This is a genomic window from Maritimimonas sp. 2304DJ26-3, from assembly GCF_056591635.1.
On record NZ_JBWQOK010000001.1, the window covers coordinates 961471 to 976885 of the forward strand.

14 protein-coding genes are annotated in these 15415 nt (G+C 32.8%); 10 read left to right on the forward strand and 4 right to left on the reverse strand.

Annotated features, from left to right (window positions below; genetic code table 11):
- Positions 1 to 64 precede the first annotated feature (64 nt).
- The 4 genes from AC1EUV_RS04455 to AC1EUV_RS04470 all read left to right on the forward strand — a co-directional run bounded on the left by AC1EUV_RS04455 (position 65) and on the right by AC1EUV_RS04470 (position 4102).
- The gene (locus AC1EUV_RS04455) at positions 65 to 859 is read left to right on the forward strand and encodes an SDR family oxidoreductase (protein WP_480197465.1); all 795 of its coding nucleotides are present in this window, start codon (positions 65 to 67) and stop codon (positions 857 to 859) included.
- Positions 860 to 925: 66 nt separating this feature from the next.
- Positions 926 to 2134 (forward strand): acyl-CoA dehydrogenase family protein, encoded by a 1209-nt coding sequence (locus AC1EUV_RS04460; RefSeq protein ID WP_480197466.1) that lies wholly within the window; start codon positions 926 to 928, stop codon positions 2132 to 2134.
- Positions 2135 to 3205 carry a phosphotransferase family protein gene (locus AC1EUV_RS04465; RefSeq protein ID WP_480197467.1) on the forward strand — a complete coding sequence of 357 codons (1071 nt, stop codon included), beginning with the start codon at positions 2135 to 2137 and terminating at the stop codon, positions 3203 to 3205.
- 3 nt (positions 3206 to 3208) lie between these two features.
- Positions 3209 to 4102: a 3-hydroxyacyl-CoA dehydrogenase gene (locus AC1EUV_RS04470; RefSeq protein ID WP_480197468.1), complete on the forward strand. Its 894-nt coding sequence runs from the start codon at positions 3209 to 3211 to the stop codon at positions 4100 to 4102.
- 1 nt (position 4103) lies between these two features.
- On the opposite strand, the gene AC1EUV_RS04475 is transcribed toward AC1EUV_RS04470, so the two are convergent.
- The 4 genes from AC1EUV_RS04475 to AC1EUV_RS04490 are packed head-to-tail and all read right to left on the reverse strand — an operon-like array spanning position 4104 to position 9935.
- Entirely contained in the window at positions 4104 to 4967 is an 864-nt protein-coding gene (locus tag AC1EUV_RS04475) for a DMT family transporter (protein ID WP_480197469.1), read from the reverse strand.
- A complete protein-coding gene (mfd, locus tag AC1EUV_RS04480; RefSeq protein WP_480197470.1) occupies positions 4964 to 8296 on the reverse strand; it encodes a transcription-repair coupling factor in 3333 nt (1110 codons plus the stop codon). The genes AC1EUV_RS04475 and mfd overlap by 4 nt, the downstream gene beginning before the upstream one ends.
- Positions 8297 to 8326: 30 nt before the next feature.
- Complete coding sequence (locus AC1EUV_RS04485) at positions 8327 to 8791, reverse strand: hypothetical protein (protein WP_480197471.1); 465 nt, start codon at positions 8789 to 8791, stop codon at positions 8327 to 8329.
- Positions 8775 to 9935 (reverse strand): aminotransferase class V-fold PLP-dependent enzyme, encoded by a 1161-nt coding sequence (locus AC1EUV_RS04490; protein ID WP_480197472.1) that lies wholly within the window; start codon positions 9933 to 9935, stop codon positions 8775 to 8777. The genes AC1EUV_RS04485 and AC1EUV_RS04490 overlap by 17 nt, the downstream gene beginning before the upstream one ends.
- A gap of 85 nt (positions 9936 to 10020) precedes the next feature.
- On the opposite strand from AC1EUV_RS04490, the gene AC1EUV_RS04495 reads away from it, so the two are divergent.
- The 6 genes from AC1EUV_RS04495 to AC1EUV_RS04520 are packed head-to-tail and all read left to right on the forward strand — an operon-like array spanning position 10021 to position 15410.
- The gene (locus AC1EUV_RS04495) at positions 10021 to 10680 is read left to right on the forward strand and encodes a metal-dependent transcriptional regulator (RefSeq protein ID WP_480197473.1); all 660 of its coding nucleotides are present in this window, start codon (positions 10021 to 10023) and stop codon (positions 10678 to 10680) included.
- A 3-nt stretch (positions 10681 to 10683) separates the two neighbouring features.
- Entirely contained in the window at positions 10684 to 11460 is a 777-nt protein-coding gene (locus AC1EUV_RS04500; RefSeq protein ID WP_480197474.1) for a transporter, read from the forward strand.
- A 10-nt stretch (positions 11461 to 11470) separates the two neighbouring features.
- Positions 11471 to 12382 (forward strand): metal ABC transporter solute-binding protein, Zn/Mn family, encoded by a 912-nt coding sequence (locus tag AC1EUV_RS04505; protein WP_480197475.1) that lies wholly within the window; start codon positions 11471 to 11473, stop codon positions 12380 to 12382.
- A gap of 7 nt (positions 12383 to 12389) precedes the next feature.
- Positions 12390 to 13127, forward strand: coding sequence for a metal ABC transporter ATP-binding protein (locus AC1EUV_RS04510; RefSeq protein ID WP_480197476.1), 738 nt, complete (start codon positions 12390 to 12392; stop codon positions 13125 to 13127).
- Positions 13127 to 14257, forward strand: coding sequence for a metal ABC transporter permease (locus AC1EUV_RS04515; RefSeq protein ID WP_480197477.1), 1131 nt, complete (start codon positions 13127 to 13129; stop codon positions 14255 to 14257). The genes AC1EUV_RS04510 and AC1EUV_RS04515 overlap by 1 nt, the downstream gene beginning before the upstream one ends.
- Positions 14250 to 15410: a metal ABC transporter permease gene (locus AC1EUV_RS04520; RefSeq protein WP_480197478.1), complete on the forward strand. Its 1161-nt coding sequence runs from the start codon at positions 14250 to 14252 to the stop codon at positions 15408 to 15410. Before AC1EUV_RS04515 ends, AC1EUV_RS04520 begins: the two co-directional genes overlap by 8 nt.
- The last annotated feature ends 5 nt before the right edge of the window (positions 15411 to 15415 follow it).

Genomic DNA, 15415 nt, shown 5'->3' on the forward strand with positions numbered 1-15415 from the left:
ACAAAAACCGAACCAAAAATACAGTTTTAAATCAATTAAGTACATTTGTTCAAAATCGAATTTTATGAGTTTTAAAGACAAAGTTGTTTGGCTTACTGGAGCTTCTTCGGGTATTGGTAAAGCAACCGCGTTAGCGTTATCAAATCAAGGTGCTAACGTAATTATTTCTTCTAGAAATATTGAAAAACTAGAAGAAGTTCGGCTATTATGTGAGTATCCTGATAAAGTAAAAGTATTACAGGTTGACCTTGATGATTATAAGAGTTTAGATAAGTTGGTGAAGGAAGCTATTTCCCTTTACGGAGAAATTGATATACTTATTAATAATGGAGGTATTAGTCAGCGTTCTTTAGCTATAGATACTGGTATGGTAATTGACGAACGGATTTTTAAAACTAATTATTTTGGCACGGTGGCGCTAACCAAAGCGTTACTACCATATTTCGTTGCAAAAAAGCAAGGACATATTGCAGTAGTTACTTCTGTTGTAGGAAAATTAGGAACCCCTTTACGATCTAGCTATGCCGCATCTAAACATGCATTGCATGGCTTTTTTGATAGTTTGAGAGCAGAAATTCATAAGGATAATATAGATGTAACATTGGTATGCCCAGGTTATGTAAAGACAGAAATTTCTATGAACGCATTAACCAGTGATGGTTCACCTCAAAATAGTATGGATAAAAAAACCGAAGCAGGTTTACCACCAGATTATTTTGCAAAAAAAATGTTGAAAGCAATTAAATACAAAAAGCATGAAGTTGTAATTGGTGGATTTTTAGAAAAACTGTCGGTGTATGTAAAACGGTTCTTCCCAAGAGTATTATCTACTATGATTCGTAAACTGGCTGTAACTTAAATGGCTATTAATTTTAGAGATTCCTTTTCGTTATATTTGTAATCCTCGCACTTAAAGCAATCGATTATGAATATATTTTCTTCTGAAAAATTAGAACAATTCTTACCAAAAGTTAAAACAATTTTAGAAGAAAATTTATTCCCGTTAGAACTAAACTATTTAAATCAACCATTTAGCAAAGTTGAGCCAGAATTAGCAAAAATTCGCTCACTGGTTAAAGAAAGAGGCTTGTGGAACCCACATTTATCAGAATCTCACGGTGGGCTAGGTTTTAACTTAGTAGAATTTGGACAGATAAGCGAATTGTTAGGTCAATCACCTTACGGACATTATTGTTTTAATTGTAATGCGCCAGATATTGGTAATCAAGAGTTGTTATTAAGTCATGCTTCAGGTCATATTAAAGAAACCTATTTAGAACCCTTAATAAATGGCGAAATTAGAAGTTGTTTTTCGATGACCGAACCGGATTTTGCAGGTTCTAACCCTGTAAATATGGGAACAACAGCAGTTAAAGAAGGAGATCATTACATCATTAATGGTAAAAAATGGTTTACAACTTCAGCTGACGGAGCATCCTTTGCGATTGTAATGGCAAATACCAATCCCGAAGCAGATAACAAGTACCAAAAAGCGAGTATGATTGTCGTACCAACTATTACGGAAGGCTTTTATTTAAAACGGAATATCCCCATTATGGGAGAAACGAACGACACCTACTTTAGTCATGCAGAAATAGAATATAAAGACTGTAAAGTGCCCGCAGAGAATTTAATTGGTAATGAGGGAGATGGATTTTTGTTAGCACAACAACGCTTAGGCCCTGGTAGAATTCATCATTGTATGCGTTGGATTGGCATTTGCGAACGCGCTTTTGATATGATGTGTAAAAGAGCAGCAACTAGAGACTTAGGAAATGGAAACATGTTAGGCAACAAACAAACCATTCAAAATTGGATTGCTGAAAGTAGAGCTGAAATAGATGCTTCTAGGTATATGGTACTTCATACGGCTCAAAGAATAGATGAAGTTGGCACAAAAGCTGCGCGATTAGAAATTTCTACTATTAAGTTTTATGTTGCCAATGTGCTGATGAAAGTGCTAGATAGAGCAATTCAAGTACATGGAGCGTTAGGAATCACGGATGATACTATTTTGTCTTTTTGGTATCGACATGAACGAGGCGCTAGAATTTATGATGGACCTGACGAAGTGCACAAATCTACTTTAGCAAGACAGATTTTAAAGAATTACGGATTAAACGCGAAGAAGTAGATGAGTGATGTGATAGATAAAGCGTCTGAAATTCGTAAAGGTGAAGAGTTAGATACACAAAAGCTAATTACATATTTAAAACAAAATATATCTGGCTTTGATAACAAAATAACTATAAAACAGTTTCCTGGAGGGTTCTCTAACCTTACTTATTTAATTACTTCTGGTTCTAATGAATACGTATTGCGTAAACCACCTTTTGGAGCCAATATAAAATCTGCTCACGATATGAGCAGAGAGTTTAATGTATTGAGTTTATTGGAGCCTGTTTATGCTAAAATTCCTAAGCCGATTATATATTGCGAAGATGATTCAGTTTTAGGATCACCTTTTTACTTAATGGAACGTGTTAAAGGAATAATCTTAAGAAACCGAATACCTAAAGGATTAGATTTAACTCCGAACCATTTTCAGAAATTATCTAATCAAACTATTGAAAATTTAGTTGATCTACATAATCTAGAATTAGAAAAATCTGGTTTAATTTCTTTAGGGAAACCAGAAGGTTATGTAAAACGGCAAGTGGAAGGCTGGACGAAACGCTATTTTAAGGCTGAAACAGATGAGATAAAGTCAATGAATGAAGCTGCAGAGTGGATGCAAAGTAATCTACCAGAAAATGAAAGAACTTCTTTTATTCATAACGATTATAAGTATGATAATTTGGTTTTAGATATTGATTCATTACAGATAAAAGCTGTTTTAGATTGGGAAATGGCTACAGTCGGCGATCCTTTAATGGATTTAGGAACTTCACTAGCCTACTGGGTAGAAGCTAAAGATCATCCTGCTTTGCAAGCTTATAATTTAACATGGCCAGAAGGCAATTTAACACGACAAGAAGTTATTGAAAAATACGGATCGCTTAGAAATATTAATGTAGAAGATATTCTCTTTTACTACGTTTTTGGATGCTTTAAATTAGGTGTTATTGCTCAACAAATTTATGCCCGTTATAAAAAAGGATTTACTACAGACGAACGTTTTGCTCTTTTAATTCATATTGTAAAGGCCTGTGGTAGTAATGCTAAGAATGCTATTCAATTTAATCGAATCAATAATTTTTATTAGAATATGAAAGAACTTAAGGATATAAAAAATGTATTGATATTAGGTAGCGGTACTTTAGGATTACGTATAGCTTTAGCAAATGCCTTAAATGGCTATAAAGTAGTCGTATATGATATACGAGAAGAAGCCTTTAAGCAGGCAAAAAAAATACAGTCAGACTTAATTAGTTTTTTGATCAAGAATGAGACTATTACTAAACAACAATCAGAAAAGGCTTTAGCGAATCAAATATTTACAACTGATTCAAATTTAGCGGCTAAAAATGCAGACCTAGTTAGTGAATCTGTAACCGAAGATTTAGGGTTAAAGAAAAAAGTATGGACTCAATTTGGTAAATTATGCCCTTCAGAAACTATTTTTACTACCAACACTTCATCATTGTTACCATCACTTTTTGCTCAAGAAACAGGGCGGCCAAATTTATTTTGCGCATTGCATTTTCATGATGTTTTTTATGCAAATGTGGTAGATATAATGCCCAATCCTAAAACCGAATCTTGGATAATTCCGTTACTAAAAGAATATGGTGAAAGTATTCAGCAAACGCCTGTAATAATTAAAAGAGAAAACCCAGGATATATTTTTAATACTATGTTAATTTCACTAATTGGAGCTGCAGGCGCTTTAGTAACTTTTGATGTGGCAAGTATAGAAGATGTAGATCGTTCTTGGATGGGTAATTTTAAAATGCCTATGGGCCCATTTGGTATTTTAGACGAAATAGGTTTAGATACCGCTTGGCACGTAGTACATGTGTTTAAAGACGAAAAAAGTAAAAGATTCTCTAAGCTTTTAAAAGAATATATAGATAGAGGAGAGCTAGGGAAGAAGGTCGGCAAAGGTTTTTATTCGTATCCAGGCCCTAGATTTCAAGATGACGAATTTGTAAAGGGATAGTCTACTTATTTTTACTCGATTGAATACTTTCTATTACTACAGTAGACAGTATTAAAATTCCTCCAATAATAGTTTTAGAAGAGGGTATTTCACTTAAAAATAACACTCCTAGCAAAATACCATATATAGGCTGTATACTGCTCATAATACTTGCACTCGAGATTGAGAAATTTTTAAAACTCTTTACAAATAGGGTATGCCCTATAGCAGTTGTGAGCAATGCTAAAATCATGAGTGCTTTCCAATCATTTGCGCTAGGTTGCACCTCAAAAAGGAAAAGCACTGGTGATAATACAAAAGCTAACGCTATTAATTGATAGAGCATTAACATTGAACCATTATAAGTTGAAACTTTCTTTTTGAGAATCATGTTTCTAATGGCATAAAAAATAGCTGAAAGTAATCCTAAAAGTATGCCTTTGGTATAATTGTTTTCTAGGTTTAATTCTGGAGTTAGAAAATATATACCAACTAAAACGATGATACCAAGTAACACGTGTTTTTTGTTGAGCTTAGTATTAAAAAAAACAGGTTCTAACAAGGCTGTAATTACCGGATATGTAAATAAAGAAAGCATTGCAATTGCCACATTAGATAATTGTAAGCTATAGAAATAGGTTATCCAATGAGCACCTAAAAAAATACCACTTAAAACAATTGTTTTCCAGTCTTTTTTGCTGGTAATTTTTAAATCTATCTTTTGATACCAGCAAAAAATTCCAAGTATAACCATAGCCAATAAACATCGAATCCAAATAGTGACTGGTGGCGGCATCGAAATATAACGACCTAAAACACCTGAAGTACTAATAAATAGCATCGCTAAATTAAGCTCTACAAGATGTTTTAAATGTTGATTTTTCAAGTCAATATTTTTTTCAGAATAGTAAATGCTTTATCCACAGAATTTATGTTATCAAAAGAAAGCAATAAACGTAAACCTAATTTGGTTTCTTTCTCTTTCATTTTACAAATAGCAGAATTGTGTTGTACAAATTGTAAAATTTTGGTAAAAATTTCTGTTTGATAAAATGGTGATTGTTGATCAGAAACAAAATAACCAATCATTTTGCCTTTCTTTAAAATCAATCGAGTTATACCTAATTGTTTAGCAACCCATTTTAATCGAACACTATTTAATAAATCTTGAGCTTGCACTGGTAATTCACCAAATCGATCAACTAATTGTAACTCATAAGTCATTAACTCTTCTTCATCCTTTAGAGCACTAAGATCATTGTATAAACTTAATCGTTCCTTAATTGAATTGATATAATCGTCTGGGAAAAGAATTTCAAAATCTGTATCTATTTGCGTATCCTTTACAAATACTTTAGGCGTATCATCATCGTCTTTATATAAGTCTTTAAACTCATTTTCCTTCAATTCGTCAATAGCTTCATTCAATATTTTTTGATACGTTTCAAAACCAATATCATTAATAAATCCGCTTTGTTCACCACCTAATAAATCACCAGCACCACGGATTTCTAAGTCTTTCATTGCAATATTAAATCCACTACCTAAATCAGAAAATAATTCTAACGCTTGTATACGTTTTCTGGCCTCATCCGTCATCATATGGTATGGTGGTGTAATAAAATAGCAGAATGCTTTTTTATTAGAACGCCCCACGCGTCCTCGCATTTGGTGCAGATCAGACAAGCCAAAGTTGTTTGCATTATTAATAAAGATAGTATTGGCATTGGGTACATCAAGACCGCTTTCCACAATAGTGGTAGAAACTAAGACATCAAATTCATTACTCATAAAACTAAGCATCAATTGCTCTAGCTTTTTTCCTTCCATTTGACCATGACCGATACCTACTTTTGCATCTGGAAGTAAACGCTGAATCAAGCCAGCAACTTCTTTAATGTTTTCAATACGATTATGAATAAAAAAGACTTGACCACCACGAGAGATTTCATACTGAATAGCATCTCGAATGGTTTCTTCGCTAAAGCGGATAATATTAGTTTCAACAGGATGTCGATTTGGCGGCGGTGTATTAATAACCGATAAATCACGAGCTGCCATTAGCGAAAATTGCAACGTTCTTGGTATTGGTGTTGCCGTTAAGGTCAGTGTATCTACATTCTCTTTTATGGTTTTCAATTTATCCTTTACGGATACGCCAAACTTTTGTTCTTCATCAACAATTAATAGTCCTAAATCTTTAAACTGTACACTCTTATTTACTAATTGATGTGTACCAATCACAATGTCTACAGCACCACTTTTTAATCCATCAATAACTACATTACGCTGTTTGGTAGTTCTAAATCTATTTAAATAATCTACCGTTACCGGAAAGTTTTTTAAACGCTCACTAAAAGTTCTAAAATGTTGAAATGCTAAAATGGTGGTTGGTACTAAAATAGCCACTTGCTTACCGTTATCAACTGCTTTAAAAGCTGCGCGGATGGCTACCTCAGTTTTACCAAAACCTACATCTCCACATACTAGCCTGTCCATAGGTTGTTGGCTTTGCATGTCTAATTTTACATCAGCAGTTGCTTTAGATTGGTCTGGAGTGTCTTCGTACATAAAACTAGACTCCAACTCCAATTGCATATAACTATCAGGATTGTAAGCATACCCTTTTTGCATTTTACGCTTAGCGTAGAGTTGAATTAAATCGTATGCAATCTGCTTTACACGAGTTTTGGTCTTTTGTTTGAGTTTTTTCCAAGCTCCAGAACCTAATTTAAACAACTTAGGAACCTTGCCATCTTTACCGTTATATTTAGAAATTTTATGGAGTGAATGAATGCTAATGTAGAGTACATCTCTATCTCCATAAATAAGCTTAATTGCTTCTTGCTTTTTGCCTTCTACATCAATTTTTTGGAGTCCGCCAAACCTACCAATACCATGATCAATGTGTGTAACATAATCACCAATTTGTAAACTATTAAGTTCTTTTAATGTAATAGATTGCTTTTTAGCAAAGCCACTTTTTAACCTGAATTTATGATAACGTTCAAATATTTGATGGTCTGTATAGCAAGCAATTTTATGTTCTGCATCAATAAACCCTTGATATAATGGAAAAACAATGGTTTTATAAGTGACATCTTCATCAACATCATCAAAAATATCATGAAAACGTTGTGCTTGTTTTTCATTGGCACAGAACAGATAATTCTCTATGCCGTTTTTAGTATTTTCATTGAGATTTTCAATCAACAAATTGAATTGTTTATTGAAAGAAGGTTGAGGAACCAAATCAAAAGAAATTGAATTAGAAATATTAGAATTGCCTAATTCTACAAAACTATACTCCTCTAATTGTTGCTTGATAAGGTTACTATTACAGAATAAAGCTTCTGGTTCAGATAATTTTAACTCACCTTTTGTTTCGGCAAAAGCCGCTTGAGCTTTATTAAATAATTTATCTAATCGACCAAAGAGTAATTCACTATTCTTCGAAAAAACGACCGTTTTATTTGAGATGTATTTTATAAAACTCTCACGCTTTTCTTGTAGTTTTTTATTTTCAACATTTGGTAGAATGCTAATCTTTTTTTCTTTTTCTGTTGATAGCTGAGTTTCAATATCAAAAGTTCGAATACTATCGACTTCGTCACCAAAGAATTCGATTCGATAAGGTTCTTCGTTAGAAAAAGAAAAGACATCTATAATACCGCCACGAACGGCGAATTCTCCAGGTTCAGTAACAAAGTCTACACGATTGAATTGATATTCGAACAATACCTCGTTTACAAAATCGAGGGAAATCTGTTCACCTAAACTTAGTTTTAATGTGCTTCGTTCTAGTTCACTTTTAGTAACTACTTTTTCGAATAAAGCGTCAGGATAGGTTACAATAACCGCTGGTTTTTTACGTGAATTGATACGATTTAAAACTTCTGAACGCAGTAAAACATTGATGTTATCGGTTTCTTCTATCTGATAAGGACGACGATAAGAACCTGGATAAAATAACACATTTTTATCGCCTAACAATTGCTCTAAATCGTTTAAATAATAAGCTGCTTCTTCTTTATCATTAAAGATCAGTAGATAGGGTTTTTCAACTTGTTTAAAGCTACTAGAGATTACAAAAGACAATGAAGATCCTGCCAAATGCTGTAATTGAAGCTTTTGGTTTTCTTGTTGAAGTTGTTGAACAATCTGCTTTATTTTAGGTGACTGCTCGTAAAGAGAAACAATAGTTTGTTTACTCAATTGTTAAAATTTTGGGCAAATATATTTAACTTATTTGTTTCTAAATACGGGAATGGAGTAAAATATAGAAACTTTTTTATTTCTCTGAGTAGCTGGAATAAATTTGGGCAAAGACTTAATTATAATTGAAAGCTTTTCCTTAATAAACTGTGTTTCTAAACTTTGAGGTTTGATGTTGTGAAATCTAGAAACCCCTAAAGTGTCTATTTTAAAACTAACATAAAATTTAGCCTTAATTGAATCTTTTAAGTTTGAATTTTCAATACTTTTTATAAAATGATCTGAAATTTTCTTTCTAAAAGATTCTAAATTCTCTTTTTCTGTTAGAAGTGAATCTTTAATAAATCTTGGCTTTGTTTCAGGTGGATTGACAAATGGTGAAAATTTTTTTTGCGAAAAAGAAAAAATGACCGAGAAGGTAAAAACTATTAAAAGAACTTGTTTCATAAAATTGATGCAACAAAAAATATTCCAAAAGCTATTTAAAACAATCAATTAATTTCTCAAAATCCAGCTCATCATTATAGACATTTGATGAAATCCGTATCGCATTACCACGAAATGAAACATATACATTATCCTTGTAGAACGTAGTTTTAAGTTTTTCTAAATCAACATGTTTTGGTAGATAGACACCAAACAAATGTTTTCTTCTGTAGGCATCTTCTTCAATAAAACAACCTAATTCTCTTAATTTTTCAATGGCAGATTTAGAAATTGAATGGCAGTATTGTTGTATATTTTTTGGTTGCCATTCCATTATTTGTTCTATACTTTTTGTCATCATTGGGGTAGCAATAAATTGTGAGCGTTCCCCCATATTATAACGACCAGCTTTTGGCTGGTATTCATCTTGATAATTCACCAAGTTTCTAAAGTCTTCACTGCCCTTTCTATTAATCCAGTTTTCTTCGAGAGGCACACCATCATTAAATCGATCAGAATAATATGCCATTCCCATAGAGTATAAACCTAATAACCATTTATAACCTACTGTAATTAAAGCATCAGGCTCAATCTCTTTAACAGAAAATGGTACAGCTCCAATATTTTGAGAGCCGTCTATAATAAGCAATGCATCATTTTGAGTTGTTTTTTCTCGAATTGGTTTTAAATCGAAAATGGTACCATCTGCCCAATGACAAGGGCCCATGGCTACAACCGCAGTGTTTTTATTAATTGCTTGTAAGATACTGTCATTCCAAAGCTTACCTCTGTTCGAGAATTCAAATGGAGCTTTTACAGTTACGAGCTTTGTGTCATACTGATCTGTTAATCTTTTCCACACATAATAATTACTCGGAAACTGCTCATCTATAACTAAAACTTCATCTCCAGCTTTTAGTTTTATATTATTTGCAACAGTAGATAAACCGTAAGACGCAGAAGGAATAATAGCCGTATTATGATAATCTGGAGCATCAATAAAGTTTGCAAAAGTTTTACGAAGTTCCTCAGTATGTGTAAAAAAGTCTTCAGATTTTATTAAGTGGGGTAAAGCTTCTTTTGTAATCAACTCATGACCAAGTTTTTCAACTGTTTTTAATATTGGAGAACGCGAAGCTCCGTTAAAATAAGTAATGTCTTCGGGTAATTTAAATTTGGCTTTTTGACAAGCGAGTATTTCTAATGTTTCCATATTCAAATGTATGGGTTTTGATTAACAATTTAAATTTTTAGACATGTCTAAAAATTTATTTATATTTGTCAAAAATTAATTGATTGTGTTTTCACAAGCCGAAGAAAATTACTTAAAAGCTATTTACTCATTAGAAACAATTGCAACTAAAGGAGTAAACACCAATTTGATTGCTAAAAAAATGCAAACAAAGGCTTCTTCGGTTACAGATATGATCAAGAAATTATCTGATAAGGGACTTGTAGATTATAAAAAATACCAAGGAGCTCAATTGTCAGAAAAAGGAAAAAATATCGCCGTATCTATAGTACGTAAGCATCGTTTATGGGAATGTTTTTTGGTCGATAAACTCAATTTTTCCTGGGATGAAGTACATGATATTGCTGAGCAATTAGAACATATTAAATCAGAGACATTAATAGATAATTTAGATGCTTTTTTAGAATTTCCTACAGTTGATCCACACGGTGATCCTATTCCCGATAAGGAAGGAAACATTACCTCAAGAAAGAAAGTGAAACTATCTACTTTAAAGCCACGAGAAGAAAGTATTTTGCTAACTGTAAAAGATTCTTCTGATGCTTTTTTAAAATATTTAAATAAAAAAAATATTGCTATTGGTGACCAAATAAAGGTATTAGGTGTTGAGCCTTTCGATAAATCAATGCAGATAGAAATTAACAATAAAGAATTATTAATAACAGACGAAGTTGCCAAAAATTTATTGGTAAAAGAATTAGAATAATAGATGAAGAAACAAAATTACATTGTCGTACTATTTTTATTAGCAAGTATTGTATTCGCTAATGCACAAGAAGAAGCTAAAAAACAAGATTATGGTACTATATCAACCGATAGACCAGATCAAACTGAAGCTTCTAACTTGGTGCCAAAGAAATTTTTACAAGTAGAAACTGGTGCTTTTTATGAAGAGTTACAGAATGTTAAATCTACTACCTATAATACAACTTTGTTACGTTACGGATTACTAGATAATCTTGAATTGAGATTAGGATTTGATAATACCGAAGTTACATTTAACTCTAACACAATTGCTAGCGGATTTTCACCATTATTGTTAGGGGTAAAAATTGGTATAACTGAAGAAAAAGGAGCGTTGCCAGAGATTGCTTTTATAGGTCATGTAAATATGCCTTTTTTAGCTTCAAATGACTTTGATACAAAAAGTACAGGAACAGATTTTCGTTTTTCTTTATCTCATACATTGAGTGAAAAATCTAGTTTAGGTTATAACCTCGGTATGGCTTGGGATGGAGACATTACCACTGCAAATTATATATATACTATTGCTTATGGTTATAGTATTTCTAATAAAGTAGGTGCTTATGTGGAATTGTATGGAGAGCTACCAGAGGATAGTAGCTTTGATCATAAATGGGATGCTGGTTTAACTTATTTAATAAGTGATAATATTCAATTAGATGTTTCTGGTGGAACAGGGATTACAAAAAATGTTCAAGATTTATTTTTAAGCGCAGGTATTAGTTTTAGAATACCAGAATAAAACAAGTAAGATGAAAAAAATAATAATAATATTTCTTGCCTTAGCTATAGTTAGTTGTAAGAATAAAGAAAAAAAACCAAATGATAAATTACAGATAGTTACTACAACTACAATGATTACTGACCTTTTAAGGAATATAGGAGGCGATAAAATAGATGTACAAGGATTGATGGGAACAGGTGTTGATCCGCATTTATACAAAGCCAGTGAAGGTGATGTAAGTAAATTATTTAATGCAGATGTAGTCATCTACAACGGGTTACATTTAGAAGGAAAATTAGAAGATGTATTTGAAAAAATGCGTCATCAAAACAAAAAAGTAATTGCAGTTTCTGATGTGATCGATAAGAATACATTGATTAGTTCAGAATTGTTTTCTTCAAGTTATGATCCTCATATCTGGTTTGATATTTCTAATTGGGAAAAAGTAACCTTATATGTTGTTACTAAATTATCAGATTTAGATCCAAAAAATGCAGTGACATATCAGGCTAATGGTAAAGCCTATTTAGACCGTTTAGCTATATTAAAAACAGTAATTGAATTAGCAATAAATCAGTTACCTGAAGAAAAACGAATTCTAGTTACAGCTCATGATGCCTTTAATTATTTCGGGAAAGCGTATAATTTTCAAGTAGTTGGCTTACAAGGATTATCTACGGCTACAGAGGCAGGTGTTCAAGACGTACAAAAAATGGGCGAGTTTATTATTAATAACAAGGTAAAAGCAATTTTTGTTGAGAGCTCAGTACCTAAACGAACAATCGAAGCGTTACAGGAAGCAGTGAAATCAAAAGGGATTGAAACTGTAATTGGAGGTACATTATATTCAGATGCTTTAGGTAACGACGGAACTGAAGAAGGTACTTATGTTGGCATGTATAAACATAATGTAAAAACCATAGTTGACGCATTGAAATAATTAAGTCATGGAAAAAAAGCTAGCAGTAACCGTAGATGATTTAACAGTAGCTTATAACTATAAACCGGTTTTATGGGATATCGATTTGGCAATTCCAGAAGGTGTGCTAATGGCAATTGTTGGGCCTAATGGAGCAGGAAAATCTACTTTGATAAAATCTATTTTAGGTATTATTGAGCCTATTGCTGGCAGTATTTCAATTTATGGGAAATCATACGATGAACAACGCAAATTAGTTGCTTATGTACCGCAAAAAGAAAGTGTAGATTGGGATTTTCCAACCACAGCTGTAGATGTTGTAATGATGGGTACGTATGGTAGCTTGGGTTGGATAAAACGCCCTGGACAAAAACAAAAAAAAGCCGCACTAGAAGCACTTGAAAAAGTAGGGATGCTGGCTTTTAAAGATCGTCAAATATCTCAATTATCGGGAGGACAACAACAGCGTATTTTTTTAGCAAGAGCTTTAGTTCAAAATGCATCTATTTATTTTATGGATGAACCATTTCAAGGTGTAGACGCAACTACCGAAATAGCGATTGTAAATATTTTAAAAGAACTCCGTAAAGCAGGAAAAACAGTAATTGTAGTACATCATGATTTACAGACAGTGCCAGAATATTTTGATTGGGTTACTTTTTTAAATGTAAAGAAGATTGCAACAGGCCCTGTAAAAGATATTTTTAATGATGACAATCTTACAAAGACTTACGGAATTAATTATAAAGTAAGTGTGCAAGAATAATGGATTTTCTTGAGTATTTTAAACTTGTTTTTACTGATTATACGTTGCGTACAATCACCTTAGGTACTGCTATTTTAGGAGCTATATGTGGTATGTTGGGTAGTTTTGCTGTATTGAGAAAACAAAGCTTATTAGGAGATGCTATTTCGCATGCTGCTTTGCCAGGAATTGCTATTGCATTTTTAATTACTGGAACCAAAGAAACGAATGTATTGTTGCTAGGAGCATTGATAAGTGGTCTCATTGGCGCATTCTGGATTCGCGGTATTATTCGAAATACACATCTAAAATCTGATACAGCTCTAGGCTTAATTTTATCACTCTTTTTCGGATTTGGGATGTTGTTATTGACTTACATTCAAAAACAACCGAATGCTAATCAATCTGGTTTAGACAAATTTTTATTTGGTCAGGCAGCAACCTTATTAACTAGAGATGTTTGGTTTATGGCAATTGTTACCGGCGTCTGTTTAATAGTGCTATTATTATTTTGGAAAGAATTCAAACTCTTATTATTCGATGCTGATTATACTAAGACTCTTGGTTTTGATATAAAATTTATTGATATTTTAATTACCTCTTTTATTGTTTTAGCTATCGTTTTAGGCTTACAAACCGTAGGTGTTGTATTGATGAGTGCTATGTTATTAGCGCCAGCCGCAGCTGCTCGACAATGGACGAATAGTTTAAGTGTAATGGTGATATTGGCAGCAGTTTTTGGAGCTTTTGCTGGGGTGATTGGGACAGGTATTAGTGCTAGTCAGAGTAATTTATCTACTGGGCCAGTGATTGTTTTAGTAGCGGCTGTATTTGTAATTTTTTCATTTATTTTTTCTCCTTCAAGGGGTTTGTTATTTCGTCAAATTCGACTGATCAAAAATCGTAGAGATTTACAATTGCATAAAACATTAGCTTTTATGTTTGGTATTGCGGAAACACATGAAGACAAATCACATCCACATGCTGTAAAAATCTTAAATAATTTTCAAGGATACACAAGAGGCACTTTAAAGAAATTGGAAGATCGCAACTATATATCGGTAAAAGGACAAATGTGGTCAATGACTACAGAAGGATATGATTTTGCTGGTAATTTATACAATCAACAAGTAACTCTAAAGGATGAGTAGCGCACAATTAGAAATACAATTAATTGCAAGCTTGGTGGCAATTGCTTGTGCCATACCAGGAACATTTTTGGTGCTTCGAAAAATGGCATTGATTAGTGATGCAATTAGTCATTCTATTTTGCCAGGCTTGGTAATAGGTTTTTTTATCACGCATGATCTAGGCTCTCCTATATTAATTTTACTAGCTGCATTATCTGGTTTACTTACTGTTGTTTTGGTAGAGTTTATTCAAAAAACAGGTTTGGTTAAAGAAGATACTGCTATTGGGTTAGTATTCCCAGCATTGTTTAGTATCGGAATTATATTAATTGCTAAAAATGCCAATGATGTGCATTTAGATGTAGATGCAGTTTTATTAGGCGAATTGGCTTTTGCCCCTTTTGATAGATTATTGATCAGTGGGGTAGATTTGGGACCTAAGTCTATGTGGATTATAGGTGTAATTCTTCTAATTACTTTAGGATTATTAGTTGCTTTTTTCAAGGAATTAAAAGTGAGCACATTCGATGCAGGCTTAGCTACAGCTTTAGGGTTTTCTCCAGCTATTATGCATTATGGATTGATGAGTGTAGCTTCAATTACAACAGTCGGTGCTTTTGATGCAGTTGGCGCTATATTGGTAGTAGCTCTTATGATTGCTCCAGCGGCAACAGCTTATTTATTGACAAACGATCTCAAGAAGATGTTGACCTTGTCGGTTATTTTTGGCGTATTTTCAGCTATAGCTGGATATTGGGTTGCTCATTGGTTAGATGCTTCGATTTCTGGATCAATGACAACCGTTTTAGGATTGGTATTTTTATCCGTGTATTTATTTGCACCAAACAAAGGATTAATTTCAGTATTGTATCGCAATAAACAACAACAAATAGAAGTACAATTACTTACTTTTTTATTGCATTTAAATAATCATAACGAAGAAAAAGAAAGACATATCAATCACTTAAATGAACATATTAATTGGCATAAAGTGAAGTCACAATCGGTTGTAGAATTAGCTTTAAAGAACAATATGATTACCATAGAAAGTAGTATTATTTCTCTTACCGAAAAAGGAAAATCGTTTACTGATAAAGCCATAGATTATATCATCACAAATGATGATACTGGTATCGAATCTATGAAAGAAGATTTCTTCTTATTTAGAGGTTAATTTTC